The sequence below is a fragment of the Vibrio diabolicus genome, from assembly GCF_011801455.1.
GTDB classification, from domain to species: Bacteria; Pseudomonadota; Gammaproteobacteria; order Enterobacterales; family Vibrionaceae; genus Vibrio; species Vibrio diabolicus.
On the sequence record NZ_CP042452.1, the window covers coordinates 1,779,411 to 1,796,502 of the forward strand.

16 protein-coding genes are annotated in these 17,092 nt (G+C 46.0%); 11 read left to right on the forward strand and 5 right to left on the reverse strand.

Translation table 11 applies throughout. The annotated features are described in order from the left end of the window. Positions 1–17: 17 nt before the first annotated feature. Both FR741_RS23210 and FR741_RS23215 read right to left on the reverse strand, forming a co-directional pair. On the reverse strand, positions 18–1,019 hold the full coding sequence (locus FR741_RS23210; RefSeq protein WP_005395558.1) for a glycosyltransferase family 2 protein: 1,002 nt from the start codon (positions 1,017–1,019) through the stop codon (positions 18–20). Between the two features lie 39 nt (positions 1,020–1,058). Then, positions 1,059–2,780, reverse strand: coding sequence for an ArnT family glycosyltransferase (locus tag FR741_RS23215; RefSeq protein WP_167427827.1), 1,722 nt, complete (start codon positions 2,778–2,780; stop codon positions 1,059–1,061). 304 nt (positions 2,781–3,084) lie between these two features. On the opposite strand from FR741_RS23215, the gene FR741_RS23220 reads away from it, so the two are divergent. The 5 genes from FR741_RS23220 (at position 3,085) to FR741_RS23240 (ending at position 8,990) form a co-directional block, all read left to right on the forward strand. Further along, a complete protein-coding gene (locus FR741_RS23220) occupies positions 3,085–3,330 on the forward strand; it encodes a DUF3297 family protein (RefSeq protein WP_005383498.1) in 246 nt (81 codons plus the stop codon). 226 nt (positions 3,331–3,556) lie between these two features. Then, positions 3,557–4,291, forward strand: a complete 735-nt coding sequence (locus FR741_RS23225) for an ABC transporter ATP-binding protein (RefSeq protein ID WP_139059671.1) — start codon at positions 3,557–3,559, stop codon at positions 4,289–4,291. Beyond that, a complete protein-coding gene (locus FR741_RS23230; protein ID WP_167427828.1) occupies positions 4,278–6,788 on the forward strand; it encodes an ABC transporter permease in 2,511 nt (836 codons plus the stop codon). Before FR741_RS23225 ends, FR741_RS23230 begins: the two co-directional genes overlap by 14 nt. Beyond that, positions 6,788–7,912: a lipocalin-like domain-containing protein gene (locus tag FR741_RS23235; RefSeq protein ID WP_167427829.1), complete on the forward strand. Its 1,125-nt coding sequence runs from the start codon at positions 6,788–6,790 to the stop codon at positions 7,910–7,912. Before FR741_RS23230 ends, FR741_RS23235 begins: the two co-directional genes overlap by 1 nt. Before the next feature lie 178 nt (positions 7,913–8,090). Next, complete coding sequence (locus FR741_RS23240; protein ID WP_139059674.1) at positions 8,091–8,990, forward strand: AraC family transcriptional regulator; 900 nt, start codon at positions 8,091–8,093, stop codon at positions 8,988–8,990. A 59-nt stretch (positions 8,991–9,049) separates the two neighbouring features. On the opposite strand, the gene FR741_RS23245 is transcribed toward FR741_RS23240, so the two are convergent. Then, complete coding sequence (locus FR741_RS23245) at positions 9,050–9,472, reverse strand: organic hydroperoxide resistance protein (RefSeq protein ID WP_006740859.1); 423 nt, start codon at positions 9,470–9,472, stop codon at positions 9,050–9,052. Between the two features lie 137 nt (positions 9,473–9,609). Between FR741_RS23245 and FR741_RS23250 the strand changes: the two genes are divergently transcribed. The 4 genes from FR741_RS23250 to FR741_RS23265 all read left to right on the forward strand — a co-directional run bounded on the left by FR741_RS23250 (position 9,610) and on the right by FR741_RS23265 (position 13,995). Beyond that, positions 9,610–10,068: a MarR family winged helix-turn-helix transcriptional regulator gene (locus FR741_RS23250; RefSeq protein WP_005395543.1), complete on the forward strand. Its 459-nt coding sequence runs from the start codon at positions 9,610–9,612 to the stop codon at positions 10,066–10,068. A 303-nt stretch (positions 10,069–10,371) separates the two neighbouring features. Continuing rightward, entirely contained in the window at positions 10,372–10,929 is a 558-nt protein-coding gene (gene ahpC / locus FR741_RS23255) for an alkyl hydroperoxide reductase subunit C (RefSeq protein WP_005395542.1), read from the forward strand. A 157-nt stretch (positions 10,930–11,086) separates the two neighbouring features. Next, positions 11,087–12,655 (forward strand): alkyl hydroperoxide reductase subunit F, encoded by a 1,569-nt coding sequence (gene ahpF, locus FR741_RS23260; protein ID WP_164665966.1) that lies wholly within the window; start codon positions 11,087–11,089, stop codon positions 12,653–12,655. A gap of 920 nt (positions 12,656–13,575) precedes the next feature. Beyond that, on the forward strand, positions 13,576–13,995 hold the full coding sequence (locus FR741_RS23265) for a VOC family protein (RefSeq protein ID WP_025793617.1): 420 nt from the start codon (positions 13,576–13,578) through the stop codon (positions 13,993–13,995). Positions 13,996–14,072: 77 nt separating this feature from the next. Here the strand turns inward: FR741_RS23265 and FR741_RS23270 are convergent, their stop codons facing one another. Next, on the reverse strand, positions 14,073–14,612 hold the full coding sequence (locus tag FR741_RS23270; RefSeq protein WP_167427830.1) for a CAP domain-containing protein: 540 nt from the start codon (positions 14,610–14,612) through the stop codon (positions 14,073–14,075). Between the two features lie 127 nt (positions 14,613–14,739). Continuing rightward, positions 14,740–15,696: a LysR family transcriptional regulator gene (locus FR741_RS23275; RefSeq protein ID WP_167427831.1), complete on the reverse strand. Its 957-nt coding sequence runs from the start codon at positions 15,694–15,696 to the stop codon at positions 14,740–14,742. Positions 15,697–15,822: 126 nt separating this feature from the next. On the opposite strand from FR741_RS23275, the gene FR741_RS23280 reads away from it, so the two are divergent. Together FR741_RS23280 and FR741_RS23285 are read left to right on the forward strand one after the other, a co-directional pair. Continuing rightward, on the forward strand, positions 15,823–16,509 hold the full coding sequence (locus FR741_RS23280; RefSeq protein WP_167427832.1) for a DJ-1/PfpI family protein: 687 nt from the start codon (positions 15,823–15,825) through the stop codon (positions 16,507–16,509). Between the two features lie 84 nt (positions 16,510–16,593). Next, the gene (locus FR741_RS23285; RefSeq protein WP_167427833.1) at positions 16,594–17,079 is read left to right on the forward strand and encodes a sigma-70 family RNA polymerase sigma factor; all 486 of its coding nucleotides are present in this window, start codon (positions 16,594–16,596) and stop codon (positions 17,077–17,079) included. The last annotated feature ends 13 nt before the right edge of the window (positions 17,080–17,092 follow it).

Below are 17,092 nucleotides of genomic sequence, written 5' to 3' on the forward strand. Positions count from 1 at the left end.
ATCGAGGTAACTCGCTATTACTCTCCAGATCGTTTTCGCTTGGTTTCAAACTGATAAGTGGGCAACTTTTCCTGATGCTCCAGCTTTTCTTCCAATACCTCAATTCGGTGCAATACTTTTTCGGTCAGCTTTCGATTGAACCCTATTAGATCGGCCACCAACCCCATCAATAAAGTGATGAAACCCAAGATAAGTAGCGTTGACCCCAAGACCAATGACTGAATATGGCCATCTCCCGCTCCATTTAAAAAGAAATACAGGAATCGCATAATGGGAATCACACCACAAATCATCGCCACCGAGCCAATAAACAAAAACACTTGCAGAGGTCGATACATGGTATAAACCCTGACCAAGGTAGAGAGCGACATTTTTAGAAACTGCGGAATGCTCTTAAACAGACGGGACTCTCGCGTTTTTTCATTAGTTCGGATTGGCACCGAAACCACACCAATCCTTTTTGCACTTGCTTGAATCAACATTTCTATTGTGTAGCTAAAATCCGATACGATATTAAGTTGTTGTGCCGCACTTCTCGATATTGCGCGAAAACCACTCACAGCATCTTTAACATCCAATCCCGTCGCTTTGGCAATAATAAAGCTCCCCGACACTTGTAAACATCGTTTAAATACAGAGAAATGTGTATTGCTATACCCTCCTCGGTCACCAACAACAATTTCTGCTTTGTGCTCGATAATAGGCTTAACCAAGTGCGGAATATCGGCCCCATTATATTGATTATCGCCATCGGTGTTCACAATGATATCAGCATGAAGACGAAGGCACTCCTCAATCCCTCTTCGAAATGAGTAAGCTAGCCCCTTATTGCCCTGGTTAGTAATAATGTGCTCAACACCACACTTGCGTGCGACTTCTGAAGTACCATCCGTAGAACCATCATCGATGATTAGAATCTCTATCTTAGCGATACCATCAACGCGCTTTGGTATTGAGCGAATAACATCAGCAATATTGTCCGCTTCGTTAAAGCACGGAATTTGAACAATTAACTTCATGCTTGCTCCTCATGTTCTGAATCAACATTACTGTGCGTATTAGAAGCCGGTAAATAACCTCTGCTTCTCTTCAAGATTGCGAGGTCGGTACAGGTTATCTCCCCAACGCAGAACGACTTTACCTGGCTCTTTCGACACTAATTCATAGACCCCCCGCGCCAAGTACCGTGCTTGACCTGCCAACCAAACCTTGCCATTAATCAGAAGACTATTGCTAGCTTCAAGCGTATATACGCCCTCGATGTTGACCTTAACTTCCCGACTAAGAGAGTTGGGCGTCAGTTCAAACGTCTTTCCTGCAACATACAGATGCGACCAATGATGAATGTAGTTCTGCCTTAACGCTTGAATATCTTGCCTTAATAGCCCTTTATCGGTTTTGTCAGGGCCAAACACATCTAAATAGTGCGAATTAACCAGTACAAAAGCCGGATTGTCTTGCTCTATAGCATTGCGAATAACGGGGATGTTTCTCGCAATATAATCTTCGTAACCCCACGTACTCATGAAAAAACCTTGTTTTGAAAAAGTCGGAACCATGGAGCATCGATCAATATAAGCAACAGGCTGAGGAAAGATTTTATGTATTTCATCAAGAAACTGACGCTGGTAGGCCAAGTTGCTTTTTATCGGTAAAACAAAACCATTCACCACAATGGATACCGCAAACAAGCAGGGAACAATAAAATTAAAAAATTGTGCAACTCTTGCGTTAGTGAAATTCTGGATACCAACCCAAGCCACAGCAAACAAAGCACTCACTGGAGCAAGCATAAAAGCGTAATAGTATGGGAAAGCGTTGCGATAAAAGAGCAAAGTGAAGAGTAATAAACTTAGGCACAAAAACTTAATCGATGACTCACGGCTTAATAGCTTTTGCGAAAAACACGCATAAACAGCAGTACCAATACCAATGAAAAGAGCTAACCAATACCATGAGTTCGTCGAAACTGAATGAACAAAGTAAAACAATCGAGGAAAAAGCTCGCGCTGGTTTAGTGTCTTATCCGCAGCACCGAACATCGTTCCTGCATCACCAACCGAACTCGCTCCATGTATAGAGAAGTAATGCCAACTGTATAGCATCGCAAAGGCAACCAGTATTGCGACTCCATACATGAGAACTTGCCTAAAATAACGCTTACGATTTCGCGACCAATAAAGCGAGGTTAAAACTATGCCTATAAAAGTCGGGATATACAGAGCGGTCTTTAAAGTGACGAGCAAGGCGACAGCCGTAAGGACACCAGCAAGAATGGATACACGCCAAGAAAATGTTGTACTAAACACATAATACAGTGCCGCCATGATCATACATGTCGCGATAGGATCAGTACGAAAACTGGCCCCCATACGAACATTATAAACAAAAGAAAAATAGGCAAGAACCGCAAAAAGTGCCGCCGATTTGCTGCAGTACAATCGACATAACTTGTATAGATAAAATCCCGTGAGTAATTGAAAGAACACCATAACGACTCTCGCCACAATGATCTGGTCAACATCGTTATCTGATACACCACTCAGCCAAGTAAAGAAGTGAATGTGAAAGGTTTGGAAACTATTAATCACCTCGCCGTTAATAAACCGATGCACAAAAGATAGGTAATAAAACTCGTCCCAATTTACTTCGTAATTAAACGCAACAAAAAACCGAGCGATTACAGCCACTACGATTAGAATACAAAGAAAAATAGAAGTGCTAGAGGTAGTATCTCTATCCGATAAATGACGTTTATTAACCTGTTCAACAGTCTCCATTCACCCTTCCTTGTTAATCGTTTCTCGACTAGTGGCATGCTCTGAGACATTAAGTTGTATGAATAAGGTTAGAACTGCCAGTAATGAGTATAGTCATGATTCAAAACCAAATAAGGGGTGGCAGGAGAAGTTTCGAGAGCAAAACACCGTTGAGCAACGAGACCGTGTTTTTATTCCACACTTTGAAAGCGGGAAACTTTGCATTATTTCAAAAGGCTTTAGTATTAAGTCTCTCAACATATCTTGAACACTCACTGTGCACTGACTACAATGGCGCACTTTTTACGGAATTTAGGTCACAAACATGACAGATACAGCTAAACCAGCTCTACCAGATCGCCTAGCAGGTAACCCACGTAGCCCATTCTTCATCAAAGAATGTTTCGATCACCAAATCGGTATCCGTTTTAACGGCAAAGAGCGCACAGACGTAGAAGAATACTGCGTGAGCGAAGGTTGGGTGAAAATTGCTTCTCCTAAAGCAAAAGACCGTTTTGGTAACCCAATGCTGATCAAACTTAAAGGCGAAGTTGAAGCGTACTACGTATAAGCTGACCAAGCTGAATTTCTTTGAAAGCTCGAGTTTGACTCGGGCTTTTTTAATGCCTGTTATATCCCTTTCTCGATTAATCTATTCCCTCCTCTATTCAGTACAAGTTATTAAGAAATCGATGTAAATCGCTGTTTTTATCTGATTGTTGGCTAAAGTTTCTATAGAACTTACTGTAATAACCATTGCCAAAAGAAACGACACCTTTTGATTGTAGGGAGAGGAAATGGAAAGCCCACTTGTCACACTCAAACACGCCAGCAAAAGCTTTGTTGATGGCAAAGAGACACATCGCGTGTTGGAAGGAGTCGATTTCACCCTGAATTCAGGAGCGAGTGTCGCACTGACGGGGGCGAGTGGCAGCGGCAAAAGTACCTTACTCAATATCATCGCTGGCTTTGAGCCGCTTTCCGAAGGTGAGTTGTGGTTAGATGGCGATAACACGGTGGCTTGGAAAGACCCACAATGGAGCCGCTTCCGCCATCAAAAACTCGGGGTTATTTTTCAGCAATTCAACCTCTTAACACCTCTTAACGTAAAGAAAAACATCGCCTTTCCTCTCAATTTGAATCAACAGAAATGGAATGACTGGTGCGATTATCTGGTCGAAACGTTAGGCATCAGCCAGCTTCTCGACAGGCATATTTCTGCTCTTTCAGGCGGTCAACAACAACGCGTCGCGATTGCACGAGCATTGGCACACAAACCCAAACTTCTGCTTGCCGATGAACCCACAGGAAACCTTGACCAAAAAGCGGGCTTAGAAGTGATGAAACTGTTGAATGAAATCACCACCCAAGGCAATACCGCTGTGCTCTTGGTGACCCACAGCCCTGAGTGTGCCGAGTTCATGCAAACCCAATTACGTTTAAAAGATGGGCGTTTGAAGGATGGTCGTTTGCAAAGCGGACTGACGCAAAATCAGAGCGATGTAAATGAGCAACATCATGAAGCAAGCTAAGCAACCAAACACCAGATTCACTCATATTCGACTCGCCCTGAATCTGTTTGCGGCGCACTATCGGCAGGCACCACTGCAAGCCGCCGCGATTCTGATCGGTATTGTGCTGGCTGTGACCTTGTTTGTTGCGGTGCAAGCCATCAACCTCAATGCCAAGCGCAGTTATGCTGAGTCTACCGAGCAGCTTAGCGCACAAGCTCAGAACTTAATTATTCCACCAGCAGGGCAAAACTATCTGCCCGAATCGCTCTACTTCACCCTTAGACAAAACGGACTCAGTGCAGCGCTACCTATAATCGAAGGGAGAGTGAGAGACGAACAAGGGCGTCGCTGGTCAGTACAAGGTAGCGAGTTGATTGCCGCCATCTCTTCACGTTCTCGCTATTCATCAGAAAACCAGCAGAACGTGTCTTTGTTCGACAGTGCTTTACCTTTACCAGAGCTTTTGGCTGGCAAGCCGATCGTGATGATGAGCCAATCTCAACATCAAAACTTAGGAGAGGTAGAAACCCTAACTTTAGACGACATTCCAACCCAAGTGGTGGTATTACCCGATGATTGGCAGTTAGGTAGCCGAATGTTGATGGACATAGGCTTCGCCCAGCAACTGCTCAATAAACAAGGACAGCTCAGTTACATTGCGGTTTTCCATTCCGGCGATAAAGGGAATAAAGACACGCAAGCAAATTGGCAAAGCATCATTGGTGAGCAAGGACAATGGATTTCCAATAATCAAAGTACAGACCTTGGCTCGCTGACCGATAGCTTTCACCTCAACCTCACGGCAATGAGCTTACTCGCGTTTTTAGTCGGGTTGTTCATCGCTTACAACGGCGTAAAGTACAGCTTGCTTAAACGCAATCGGCTGTTAGTGCAGATTCAACAGGCGGGTGTTGCGCCGAGCATTGTGTTCTCTGCGCTGTTAGTTGAACTCACTACTCTCGTTACCATCGGCGCTTCCCTCGGTTTTGTATTGGGCATGCAGCTTAGCCACTGGTTACATCCGACCGTGGCACTGACTTTAGAACAACTTTATGGCGCGACACTGCTGCCCGGCACTTGGCAGTGGCAATGGTGGGTGCAAGCGCTGCTGCTCACTTTAGCCGCAACCCTATTGGCATGTTGGCAACACTTTAAACAGCGAGTGCGCCAACTGCTCTCCTCTCATGGCGGATTTTATCAAGCACCTGAAGCTTCTAACGAAAACCAATTGTTCGTGATAGGTATTGCGTTGACGGCTTTCGCGCTTTCAGGTTTGTGGCTGAGTGAGCACCACCGCTTCACCATGGCGTGGCTCGGCGTGCTTGTGGTGTCGATTCCTTTGTATCTACCCAAAACACTCAGCGTCTTAGCAAATTGGTGTGAAAAGCGCACCAGTTCTGGTTTGATGCAGTATCTGTTTGCAGAGCTGCGTGAGCTGATTTCTCCGCTTTCTCTCGCCATGATGGCACTGCTACTCGCCGTTACTGCCAATATGGGGATGAATACCTTAGTGGGCAGCTTCGAATCCACCCTAAAACAGTGGCTAGAACAGAGGCTACATGCCGATATTTACGTCAGCCCTGCGCAAGGGGAAATCGCAGATGTGGAGCGCGCGTTAGGGCAGTTCGACAAGGTTGAGACAGTCTACAAGCAATACTACGTCGACGATAACCTGCAAGGTTTACCGATTTTGCTTGGCACCAAAGACAAAGATACCTTAGAACAAACCATGGTGTTCAAATCGCATTTGGAGAACTTCTGGCAGCGTTTTTACCAAGGTGAGTTAGTCGCCATCAGTGAACCAACCGCGATCAAACTGGGTTTATCACTGGGTAGCGAACTTAAGCTTGATGCCATTCCAAATAAGAACCTGCTTGTGGGTGCGATATTCCACGATTACGGCTCACCCAATGGTGAAGTGTTATTAGCACCAAAGTTATGGAAAGAGAGCGGATTTACCGACCTGCCGACAAGCCTTGGCATAAAAGTCTCGGGGGACCCACAAATCGTCTACGAGCAACTGCGCGATCAATTGAATCTGCATCCAAGCCAGCTCTACGATCAGGCGCAAATCAAATCCATCGCGTTGGATATTTTCTCGCAGACCTTCGCCATTACGCGCGCACTCAACGGCGTGACTTTGATGGTCGCCGTGATTGGTTTGTTCAGTGCTTGCTTCATGTTGCTTGACGCGCGCAAAGCCGCCATTGCAAGACTGTATGCACTTGGCGTCAGCCGTCGTAAATTAATGACCATGGTGGTCGGACAGATCGTCGCTTTGGTCAGTTTTACTCTGGTTATCGCCTTACCTCTAGGAGCTATGGTGGGTTATGTGCTGACAGATATCGTCACCTTGCGCGCTTTTGGTTGGAGCTTAAATTATCTGTGGAATTGGAGTGATGCCCTCAGCATTGCGGCAATCACCATCTTGGTGGCGGTGATTGCAACCTTGATTCCGCTGTGGCGATTGGTCAGTAAGCCTGTCGTGTCCAGTTTGCAAAGCGAGGTGTTGTGATGGTTCGTTTGGCAAGCAAACTTACTCTACTCATAAGCAGTCTGTTCCTATTTGGATGTGAAGATCCCCAACAAAAAAATATGGGCACGCAAAATATGGGCGCATTGCTGGGCAGTGGAGATATGCAAAGCGAGAGCAACCGATTCACACCCGTAGAAAAAGGTGTTGAACTCACCTTTCCTACCGATCATCAAGCGCACCCAAACTTTCGTCATGAATGGTGGTACTTAACCGCTAACTTAATTGATGAAGAAGGTAATCCTATCGGAATACAGTGGACTCAATTTCGCTTTGCTGCTGCGCCACCAATGGGCGAAGATGACGTGAAGAAAACCGAATGGCAAACTCAGCAAATCTACATGGCGCATAGCGCGGTTACAACGCAAGACAAACATTATGCTGATGAAAAATGGTCACGCGATCAAGCCTCTCTAGCTGGCGTCGACACCTCACCATTTCGGGTTTATCTCGATGATTGGCAGTGGACTTCTTCAACCACCGATCTCTTCCCTGCCACATTGAATGCAAACTCCGAACAATTTGGCTATTCGCTGACGCTTACCAGCAGCTCACCTTATCAAAAGCAAGGCGAACAAGGTTACAGCACCAAAAGTGCCGATGGCCGTGTGGCTTCCTATTACTACAGCCAACCGTTTATTGATGTCTCCGGTGAAGTCACGATCGATGGCAAAACCCATCAAGTATCCGGCAAAGGCTGGATAGATCGAGAGTGGAGCTCGCAATTCTTACTCGACTCACAACAAGGCTGGGACTGGTTTGCTCTAAGGTTGAGTGACGACACCAGTTTGGTGGTGTTCCAATTGCGGGATTCCAAAACCGGAGCAGCCAGTTACTCCAACGCAAGACTGATGCAGCAAGATGGTTCTGGCATCGCTATCCCACAAAAAGACATTCAGTTAAAGGCAACCAAGCAAACAGAAATCCAAGGGCGAAAGTATCCAACCCAGTGGCAAGTGTCGATTCCTAACCAGCAAATCGATCTTACGGTTTCGGCACTCAACCCGAACGCGAAAATGCCGCTTTCGGTGCCTTATTGGGAAGGCCCAGTGCGTATTGATGGCTCTCATTCAGGGACAGGTTATATGGAGCTGACGGGATATTAAGCGCTCTTAACGGATTTCAATTACCGTTGAGAAGCCATCTTAAGAACCATCTCCTACCCGCAACAGAATGCATCATAATCAGAAATAAATGACTACGACGCATTTATTCGATACTAGCCTTGAATCCTTGCTTCGTTGCGGTACGCTTTGAGCAAATCAAACAAGGGTGGCCCCTCTCATGCGTGTCGATTATCACCAACGACTCGTTCCTGTTATTCGCTATCTGGAACAGCACTTTAACGATCCTCTCAATTTGCTCGAAGTGGCAGCGCTAGCCAACCTCTCTCCCTATCATTTTCACCGTACCTTCAAGGCGGTACAAGGCGAAACATTAGCCGACTTCATTCGACGTTTACGGCTAGAGGCGGCAGCAGACGACCTTTTCAAATCAAAGCAACCAGTGCTGAACATCGCGTTAGAGTACGGTTTTTCTAGTTCGCAAAGCCTAGCTAAAGCGTTTAAGCAGCATTATGGCGTAACACCAACCGCCTTTCGCGACTGTAAAAACTACCAGCAATTTTCTGAACTCGCGCGAAACAGCAAGATTGGACACGCACTGCGCAAGAATGGAAACGAACGAACCCTAAGCGATTCATATACTGACTCTGAACTCACAACATGGAGCAACAATATGGAAACGCAAAACTTTGATAAAGCAAAATTGGCTTACATTCGCGTTAACGGCCCTTATGGCCAAGGTTATGAAGAACCATCAGGTCGCTTGTATCAATGGGCAGGAATGAAAGGTTTGGCGGGCAATACCTGTATCTTCATTTATCACGATAACCCAGAAATCACGCCAGACGAGAAGTGTCGTACTGACATCTGTCTAATGGTGCCAGAAGATACCGAAGTACCAAAAGGCATTGAGCTGCAAGACTTCCCCGGCGGTCAATATGCGGTGATGCGCCAGCAAATTACCGAATTCAGCCAATACCCTAAAGCATGGGATGATTTGATGAGCAAAGTGGTTGAATCTGGTATTGAGAACGACTGTCGACCTTGCTTCGAACTTTATCATAGCTACGATCCACAAACGCACCATGCAGACGTCAGCTTCTGCACTGCCATCAAATAATCGAAAAAAGCCTGCACGTTCGCAGGCTTTCCTTCTATTAGAAATAATGTCTAAATCGATTAGATCGCTTCGCCGTTTACTGTAACAGCAACATCAATATTGCCACGAACGGCGTTTGAGTATGGGCAAACTTGGTGTGCAATGCGCGTTAGCTCTAATGCTTGTTCTTGTGGTAGATCTAACTCTGCCGCGAGGCTAACGGTCAACGCAAAGCCACCGTTTTCATTCGGGCCAATGCCTACTTCAGCTGTCACAGGTGCACTTTTCAGGTTTACTTTACCTTCACGTGCTACGTGCAGAATCGCGTTAGAAAAACATGCTGAATAGCCCGCTGCGAAAAGCTGCTCAGGGTTAGTTGCTGCACCTGTGCCGCCCATTTCCTTCGGGTATGACAGCTCTAGATCGAGAAGACCGTCATCTGTTTTTACTTGACCATTACGACCAGCCAAAGCAGTAGCTTGAGTTTTGTATAGAGTAGTCATGCGATTGTCCTTCTTAATTTAAGTTGTGCGCAATTTAATTGCTTGCAATCTTATATCGAAGTAAAGATCGTTTGCAACTATATTGTGCACAATTTATTTTGTTACTCTCTTTCTCTGTGAGCAGGTAGGCAACGCCAATGAGCCAGTGTTACACCGACAACACCATGACCAACGACGATAAACTCTTACTCGAAAACCAAGTTTGCTTCCCGCTCTATAGTGCAGCAAATGCGGTGATCCGAGCTTACCGCCCTTTGCTGGACGAACTTGATCTGACTTATTCGCAATACTTAGTGATGATGGTGTTGTGGGAGAAAGACGGTGCCAGTGTTAAAGAACTGGGCTCGCAACTGCATTTGGATTCAGGCACGCTCACGCCGCTGCTTAAACGATTAGAAACAAAAGGCTATGTAGAACGTGGTCGCAGTGACACCGATGAGCGCGTACGCGTACTCAACCTTACAGAGCAAGGTCGTGATCTCAAAGAGCAAGCCAAGTCAGTGCCAAACGCCATGATGTGTAAAATCACGTTAGAGCTGGATGAAATGATCATGCTGAAGAAGTTGTGCGGCAAGGTGCTCGACAATCTGAACTAAAAAATAAAAGCATCAGCTTCTCCACTTCTTATTAGAAAGAGCCTGCCGAAATGCAGGTTCTTTCGATCTTAGCCAGACGATCTCTTAAAGGTCATCATCGGTATTCTCTATTACCACTCGGCCTTCATCTTCAATAAAGCCTATCAAAGCAAACTCACTTACATCGGTTTTCCCTATTAAGAAAGATAGGAAATGACTATCAATAGGATAGTTACAAGCGATTTTCCTTAAACACGTTCCAATGCGAATATACTTTCCGAAAGCAAGAACTGCTCACCCTAAAACATTCTGAGGAAAGTAAAAATGATTAATACAAAGATCAAACCATTTGCAGCTACAGCATACAAAAACGGCGAATTCGTTGAAGTAACAGAACAAGATGTTCTAGGCAAATGGGCTGTATTCTTCTTCTACCCAGCAGACTTCACATTCGTATGTCCGACAGAACTAGGTGACCTAGCAGACCACTACGAAGAGCTACAAAAACGCGGCGTTGAAGTGTACTCAGTATCAACAGACACACACTTCACTCACAAAGCTTGGCACGATAGCTCAGAAACAATCGGCAAGATCCAGTACTACATGCTTGGCGACCAAACAGGCAACATCACAAACAACTTCGGTGTGATGCGTGAAGGTCAAGGTCTTGCAGACCGTGCAACGTTCCTAATCGACCCAGAAGGTACTATCCAAGCAATGGAAATCACTGCTGAAGGTATCGGTCGTGACGCAGAAGACCTACTACGCAAAGTAAAAGCAGCTCAGTACGTAGCAGCACACCCAGGTGAAGTTTGCCCAGCGAAATGGAAAGAAGGCGAAGAGACGCTAGCTCCTTCTCTAGACCTAGTAGGCAAAATCTAAGCCACTGAATTTAAGCTCAATTTGACATGCTAATTGACGCTTAACTTAGAGAGCATTCCAGGTTAGATACCTTGACGACCTTCTGCCTGGTTTGCTCTCTCCCTACTGATTTTATCCAGAGTAACCACTCTTTTGTTTATTTAAGGTAACAACAACTATGTTAGACCAAGCGATCCAACAACAACTCAAACAATATCTGGCTAATGTAAAAGAAGACGTTCGTCTAGTGGTTAGTCTAGATGAAAGCAAAGCATCGAATGACATTCTGTCTCTGGCGAACCAAATCGCAGAGATGAGCGACTTTATCACCGTTGAACGTGACGACAACGCAAGCGCACGTAAACCAGTGATGACGGTGACCAACCCAGTAAAAGGCACAGCACTTCGCTTTGCTGGCCTACCAATGGGTCACGAATTTACCTCTCTGGTATTGGCATTGCTGCACTCTGGTGGTCACCCAATCAAACTAGAGCCGGAAGTGATTGAACAAATCGCAGCGCTAGATAAAGAGTTGGAAGTTGAAGTGTTCATTTCACTGTCGTGCCAAAACTGTCCAGACGTCGTTCAAGCGTTCAACATGATGGCGGCAATCAACCCGAAAGTGAAAGCAACCATGATCGACGGTGCACTCTTCCAAGATGAAGTGAAACAGCGCGACATCATGGCCGTACCAAGCGTATTCGTGAACGGAGAGCTATTCGGACAAGGCCGTATGTCTTTGACTGAAATCCTAAACAAAGTAGATGACGGCGCGAACGAGAAAGCCGCCAAAGCACTGAGCGAAAAAGACCCATACGACGTGCTAGTTGTCGGCGGTGGCCCTGGTGGTAGTGCAGCTGCACTATACGCAGCGCGTAAAGGCATTCGCACTGGCGTTGTCGCTAAACGCTTCGGTGGTCAGGTGATGGACACCATGGCAATCGAGAACTTTATCTCGGTAAAACGTACTGAAGGTCCAAAACTGGCGACTGACCTAGCCGAGCACCTAAAAGAATATGACGTAGACGTTGTGACTGAGCAACAAGCGCAAAAACTGATGGGCGCAGCGCACACAGATGATGGCTTGATTCATATCCAACTTGAAAGCGGTGCAACACTGAAAAGTAAGAGTGTCATCCTAAGCCCTGGTGCACGCTGGCGTGAAATGAACGTTCCGGGTGAGCAAGAGTACCGCAACAAAGGCGTCGCGTACTGCCCACACTGTGACGGCCCGTTGTTCAAAGGCAAGAAAACTGCGGTTATCGGTGGTGGTAACTCAGGCATCGAAGCGGCTATCGACCTAGCAGGTATTGTTGAGCACGTAACCGTTCTTGAATTTGCAGACGTACTTCGCGCAGACCAGGTACTTATCGACAAAGCGAACTCACTACCAAACATCGACATCATCACGATGGCGCAAACTACTGAAGTTGTGGGTGATGGTACTCGCGTAACAAGCTTGAAGTACAAAGACCGCAACACAGATGAAATCAAAGAGATTGAACTGTCAGGTATCTTTGTTCAAATCGGTCTAGTACCGAACACAGAATGGCTAAAAGATTCAGAAGTAGCCCTATCTGAGCGCGGCGAAATTGAAGTTGGTAGCCGTGGTGAAACCAGCCTAGAAGGTGTCTTCGCAGCGGGTGACGCAACGACGGTTCCTTACAAACAGATCATCATTGCGATGGGTGAAGGTGCAAAAGCAAGCTTAGGCGCATTTGACTACCTAATCCGTAAGCAAGGTTAATCTCCAATTTCTTGAGCACAAAGCGCACGGTGCGGTGTTTTCTTCCCCTGAAAACCAATCGGGGCACCGTGACAGCGATGAGTAACAAGAAATAAAAGCAAAAAACCTAGAAGCCCAAAGACTTTGCCAGCAGGTATTAACTGCTGGCTTTTTTGGTTTTTGGGGAGGGGTGTAAGTACATCCCCCAGCACTCCGTGCTTAAGGTGGCAAGTTCTACAGTCACGGATAATTCAGTTCACTCCACTAGCATCACAACGCGCTGCAAATAGATTCTGAATACTCGCTTAGGCTCCTTCAGAATGACGCTGTTCGTTAAGCGCTCTCTTCACGTCATTCCCGAGAACCTAGGTGAGACTGGGAATCTACCCACCGCAAGCTTGAACGAAAGAAATTCACACATATATACGTGAAGCATCAACGGTTAGAGGGTTCATGAGCATGATCCTTCTCTCAACCTCAAACCACCAATCCCACCTAACCTTCTCTTGTATCAAACTCTAAAGATCTCAGCACTCCGGACTAAAAGTGGGGCTGGTTCTGCAATCGCGGATAATTCAGTTCACTCCACTAGCATCACAACGCGCTGCGAATAGATTCTGAATACTCGCTTAGCCTCCTTCAGAATGACTCAGTTCGTTTAGCGCTCTCTTCACGTCATTCCCGCGAACCTAGGTGAGACTGGGAATCTACTCACCACAAACTCGATCGAAAATGATTAGCACGAACAAACAAAAGATGAAAGAGGGTTGTAAGCACCTAACCCAACTCGCAGATTCAAAGTACCACCCCACCGAATCTCTCCATGTATCAAGCTCCAAAGACACCAACCCTAAAAAATTTAAAAAAGCCCTTTACCTCAACGTAACTTGAGGTTTTAGCATGTTCATCGTTGGCTAGGAAATGACAAAAAGGAGCACATCATGATCCAACTAGAACATATTAATTTAGTCGTGAAAAACATCCCTGAAATGCTGAAGTTTTATCAAACTGCATTTCCACATTGGTACGTGCGTGATGAGGGGAAAGGCGAATGGAGTGGTAAGCCAAGAAACTGGCTACATTTTGGCGACGAGTATCAATACATTGCCATGAGTGACCACGGTGAAGGAGAGAACCGCGAGTTGGGCGGCCACCAAGTAGGGCTAGCGCATTTTGCTTATGTGACCAACAACGTCGATGCCATCATAAAAAGACTGACCGATGCAGGTTATCCGATTGCCCAACCTGGGGCTGATGAGCCATATCGCAAGAATGTGTATTTTGTTGACCCTGCAGGTTTTGAGATCGAATTCGTTGAATACCTGACGGATGATCCAAAACTTCGTAACCTGACAAGCTAAAAGAGACGTAAATAATAAAACGCCAGCAGATGGTTACTGCTGGCGTTTTAGTTTATCTATCTGGTTTCTTTATCGCATTAGCGCTGTTTGGCAAAAACCTGAGTCCAGTAATACCCGTAGCTTGCCGAGTGATTTTCGACAAGCGACGCGCCCATCTGATCAAAATCCGCACTCATGATATTGAGGCAGTGACCTTCGCTCGATAACCAAGCATTAACGACGGCGTTAATGGAACTTTGCCCTACGGCGACATTCTCACCAATAGCGCTCCAAGCATAGCCCGTTGCGTTGACTCGATCTGACATATTGCTGCCGTCAGAGCCTGTGTGACTCATGAAATCGCTGTTCGCCATGTCGCTTGAATGTCGATAAGCGGCGCTTTCCAAATCGTAGCTCCAAGTCAGTGCCCCAACAGGTGGCATGGTGGTTGCGCCACACTGTTGTGTAGTAGAGCGAGCGCTGTTGATCGCTGCAAGCATTTGCTCGGCAAATGTGCCTTGTGATGATGTGGAACCTGTGTTTTGTGAGCCGTTTTCTACAGGAGCTGACGACTCCCCATCGCCGTCACATGCGCTGAGAAGTAGGGCCAAAGCAGGCACTAAGATCTTAGTTGGCATTGTCTTTCCTTTATGAGTGACGAAGAGCAAACTGCGCTTGTCGATAATAACGCCCAATAACCTAACAAAAACCCATAAAAGCACCATATGGCTTGGAGTGTTTTAACCAAAGACTCACATGAAGTTTTCAATCTCCTTGGTTCGGTTGGTAAATCGGCAACGTTTCAGCCCACGTATGGAATTGCGTTTCATCCATATCCTGTATCGCTTGGGTGATAAAATCGATGAACACCCTTACTCGAGCAGGCACATATTCCCGGTTGGCATAGAGCAGATACACGCCATTTCCAGCTTGGCGCATACTCGGAAATATCGGCACTAAACGCCCCGCTTTGAGCCAATCTCTCGCGATAAAGTGAGGAATCTGAGTTAACCCTAAGCCTTCTGCGCAAAGCTCTGCCATGGATTCGCCGTCGTTTACAATAAAATTTCTCTCGGGGTTATACTCACTTGCACCGTCTGGTTCTGGCATCCGAATCGGCAACAGTTTCCCCGTTTGTTTAAAACGAAAACGAACCCAAGAATGGTCATTGAATGCGTCTGGGCCACTCGGAATACCATGCCGCGCTAAGTAATCCTGACTGCCACAGATAATAAAATCGATAGGACTCAGCTGGCGCACAATCAACTGACTGTCCTGAACAACACCAGAACGAATCGACACATCAATCCCTTGCTCAATAATATCAACGTAGGCGTCATCGTAATGAATATCGATGGTGATACTGGGGTAGCGGCGACAAAACTCTTTTAATAAAGGGCGAATGTAAAGGCGACCGTAGGAGACCGGCACATTAATCTTAAGCAGTCCTGAAAGCGCATCATTGTGGCTTTTTAATGAATCCTCACACGCCGTCAGTTCGTCCAGTACAAACCTAGCGGTATTTGCGTATCGACGACCGGCTTCTGTCAGACGGATCTGTCGCGTAGAACGTTGGAAAAGCTGTATTCCCAAGTCGCTTTCAAGACGATGGATGGCCTTACTCACCGTAGAAGGGTCTGTGCCATGCGCTTTGGCGGCCGCAGCAAAACTGCCACCTTCTAAAGTGGCAATAAAAAATCGTAGGGACCGTATCTTATCCATAAAACTCGTGCATTCCATTCGTGAACTTTATTCACTTTAGTAAAGACAAAGTGGCTCTTCAATCACCAATCAGCCCAAATATAATGAATCTCAATAACTTGACGCTCTGTTAGCGAGGAAAAAACAATGGGTAAAAATGGATTAAAGAATGCACTACAACTATTGATAGCGACCTTAGTCCTATTCTTTGGGATGCTTCAAACGGCACATGCGGCGGATAAACGCATTGGCATTCTGGTTTACGACGGCGTACTGACCTCTGATGTTACTGCGCCTTTAGAGGTCTTTGGCGTTGCAAGTCGTCTGACTTGGTTTAGCGATTATGAAGTAGTCACTATTTCCGTCTCTGAACAGAAAACCATCACCACTGAAGAGGGATTAAAAATTGGTGTGGATGCTTGGATTGGCGATCAGCCGGAACTCGACGTGCTGGTTTTAACATCCAGCTACGACATGGATGCGCTAATCGAAAACAAGGATCTCATTCACTTTATTCAAACCACATCAAAGGCGGCAGATTGGATGGCAAGTAATTGTTCTGGTGCGTATCTATTGGCCGAGGCTGGCCTGTTAAACGGTAAGAAAGCGACGACGTGGGCAGGAGGTGAAAACGGATTACAAAAAGACTATCCAGCAGTTGATGTACAGGTCGACCAGAATTTTGTTGTTGATGAGGGCGTCATCACCTCAAACGGCAGCCTAGTTAGCTATCAAGCCGCCCTTAAATTGCTGCATCTCATGACTTCGGAATCTAAAGCTCAAGAAGTCGCAGACGCCCTTCAATACTCACGTTTTTCTACCCAGCCATTTTAAGCGGGCAAGGACGAAACCGCAGGTAACCTTTGAAGCTTCAGAGGTTACCTTGCTGCTCAGCTCTACACTTCTGATCTTAATGCTATGGAAAAACACAAACGATACGAAGCACTGACGAAGGAGCAATACCAAGATATCTATCGTCTCGCATATTGGCTATGCAAAGATCATCACCTTGCTGAAGATTTGGCGCAAGACACCTTCCTGAAAGCGTGGCGATTCTTTGATAACTTAAATGATCCCAATGCCGCGAAGCCTTGGCTCATCACCATTTTGCGTCGTGAGAATGCTCGGCGCTTTGATAAAAAGCAGTACGATTTTGTCGATATTGATGAGTGTGTAATACAGGCAAAAACCTACCCTGGCAGTGACCACGACATGGCACAAGATTGGCTTCAAAAACAAATGATGATTCTCGAACCCAAATACCGAGAGCCATTGGTCTTAAAACTCGTAGTCGGGTTTAATCATAATGAAATTGCTCAAGTATTAGAGCTTAATCACAACACCGTGGCGACTCGATTATTCAGAGCACGCAATCAGAACATTGCGCAGAGGGAGCGCGATTAAGACACAAAAAAAG